This is a genomic window from Dietzia sp. B44 (assembly GCF_014145245.1).
GTDB lineage: Bacteria > Actinomycetota > Actinomycetes > Mycobacteriales > Mycobacteriaceae > Dietzia > Dietzia natronolimnaea.
In genome coordinates this window covers 12,134-14,627 of the sequence record NZ_JAALEF010000274.1, presented here as the reverse complement: position 1 = coordinate 14,627, position 2,494 = coordinate 12,134, and the positions used below count along the sequence as shown (strand labels likewise).

At 70.8% G+C, this 2,494-nt stretch carries 2 protein-coding genes; both read right to left on the bottom strand.

Features of this window, described 5'->3' with window-relative positions:
• Positions 1-108: 108 nt before the first annotated feature.
• Entirely contained in the window at positions 109-1,272 is a 1,164-nt protein-coding gene (dnaJ, locus tag G6017_RS09710) for a molecular chaperone DnaJ (RefSeq protein WP_182617137.1), read from the bottom strand.
• A gap of 60 nt (positions 1,273-1,332) precedes the next feature.
• On the bottom strand, positions 1,333-2,373 hold the full coding sequence (gene hrcA / locus G6017_RS09705) for a heat-inducible transcriptional repressor HrcA (protein WP_179524962.1): 1,041 nt from the start codon (positions 2,371-2,373) through the stop codon (positions 1,333-1,335).
• Between the last annotated feature and the right edge of the window lie 121 nt (positions 2,374-2,494).

Sequence of the window (2,494 nt, the reverse complement as noted above, 5' to 3'; positions counted from 1 at the left end):
CGCACCCGCAGGGCCGAACCGGCGTGCCGGCCCTCGGCGCCGTCGAGGACGGCCGTCTCGCCGACGGCGGGGACCGCGTCGACCCGGAACAGGGGCGGGGTCACCGGCTCAGTGACCCGCGACCGCGTCGCGCAGACGCGAGAACAACCCGCCCCGGCGGGCGGTGTCCTCGTTGACGATCTCTGCCGAGTCGCCGCCGAGACGGCGGAGTTGCTCCACCAGGTCCCGCCGCTTGCGGTCGAGCTTCTCGGGGATCACCACCTCCATGTGCACCGTGAGGTCGCCGGCACCGCCGCCGCGGACACGCGGCATCCCGCGGCCGGACAGGGTGACCGTGTGGCCGGGTTGGATGCCGGCCGGGATGTCGATCTCGAGGTCTTCACCCACCACCGTCTCCAGGTCCACCCTGCCCCCGAGGATGGCGTCCACGACCGGGACGCGGACCGTGCAGTGCAGGTCCTCGCCGTCCCTCACGAACACCGGGTGGGTGCGCTCGTTGACCTCGATGTAGAGGTCTCCGGCGGGACCACCGCCGGGGCCGACCTCACCCTGTCCGGACAGCCGGATCCGCATCCCGCCGCCGACGCCGGCCGGGATCTTGGCCGAGACGGTGCGGCGCTTGCGGACGCGGCCCTGGCCGGTGCAGTCACCACAGGGATCGGTGATGATCTCGCCGGTGCCGGCACAGGTGGGGCACGGGCGGCTGGTCATGATGTTGCCCAACAGGGAGCGCTGGACCGACTGGATCTCCCCCTGCCCCTGACACATGCCGCATTTCGCGGGCGGCGCGTCGCTCGCCGACCCCTTGCCGTGGCAGGTCTCACACAGCACGGCCGTGTCGACCTGGATCTCCTTGGTGACGCCGGTCGCGCACTCCGCCAGGGTAAGGTTCACGCGGATCAGCGCGTCCGAACCCGGCTGCACGCGGCTCCGGGGGCCGCGTCCGCCGCCGCCCCCGCCGCCACCGAAGAACGCCTCGAACACGTCGCCGAGACCGCCGCCGGCGCCGAAGCCACCGCCACCGAAACCGCCGCCGTATCCGCCGCCGGGCGACGAGTCGAGGGGATCGCCGCCCATGTCCACGACACGACGCTTCTCGGGGTCGGTGAGGACCTCGTACATCGCCGTGATCTCCGTGAACCGCTCACGCGCCTCGTCCGACGGGTTGACATCGGGGTGCAACTCGCGGGCGAGCTTGCGGTAGGCGCGCTTGATCTCGGACTCCGAGGCACCCCGATCGACCCCGAGGGTCCCGTAGTAGTCGCGTGACACGTGTCGCCTTTCGTCAAATGAACTCAATGGAAGAACTGGTCCCGGGTGAGGCTACGGGCGTCAGTGCCCGGACAGGATCTCGCCCACGTAGTGGGCAACAGCGGCGACCGAGGCGATTGTTCCCGGGTAGTCCATCCTCGTGGGCCCGAGCACCCCCATCCCGCCGAGCATCTGGCGCTCGGAACCGTACACGGAGGACACCACCGACGCGCCGCGGATCTCCGCCGCCCGGGTCTCCTCCCCGATCTGGACGGTGACCCCTCCGGGCCCTCCCATCCCCACGGACTGCGCCGCCGAGAGCAGCCGGAGGATCACGACCTGCTCCTCCAGGGCCTCGAGGACCGACCTGAGGGACCCGTCGAAGTCGGCTGCGCTGCGCGTGAGGTTGGCGGTGCCGCCCAGGACGATTCGGTCGTCGGGTTGCTCCACCAATGTCTCCACCAGCACCGTCACGCACCGTTCCGCCGCATCGCGGTGGTCCGGACGAGCGCGGTCAGGCGTGGCCGCCAGGGCCTCGGAGGCCTCGCTGAGCCGCTTGTCCGCGACCGCCTCCGAGAGGAGGGACCGGAGCTCGGCCAGATGGTCGTCCGTCAGCGGGGCCGCGAGTTCGACGGTCCGCTGGTCCACCCTGCCGGTGTCGGTGATCAGCACCAGCAACAGACGGGTGGGGGCCAGGCTCACCACCTCCAGGTGGCGCACGGTGGAGCGGCCCAGGACCGGGTACTGGACGACGGCGACCTGGCGGGTGAGCTGGGAGAGCAACCGCACGGCCCGCCGGAGGACGTCGTCCAGGTCGACGGCACCCTCGAGAAACGCCTGGATGGCCTTCCGCTGGGCGCGCGAGAGGGGGGTGATCTCCTCGATCGAGTCGACGAAGTGGCGGTAGCCCTTCTCCGTGGGGATCCGTCCGGAACTGGTGTGGGGCTGGACGATGAAGCCCTCCGCCTCGAGGACGGCCATGTCGTTGCGGATCGTCGCACTGGAGACCCCCAGGGAATGGCGGTCGACCAGCGTCTTGGAGCCGACCGGCTCGTGCGAGGCGATGTAGTCGGAGACGATCGCGCGCAAGACCTCGGTCCTACGATCGGCCGTGCTCGACATGGATCCCCCTCCTCGCGCCCTGCGTACAGACGATTCTAGGCCAGCGGCTCTACAGGAGGACGTCGCGCACGACACCGTCCGCCAGCAACCTGCCCGACTCCGTCAACGCGTACCCGGGACC

Coding starts and splice junctions, on each gene's coding strand:
- hrcA (WP_179524962.1), bottom strand. CDS start 2,373: ATGTCGAGCACGGCCGATCGTAGGACCGAGGTCTTGCGCGCGATCGTC.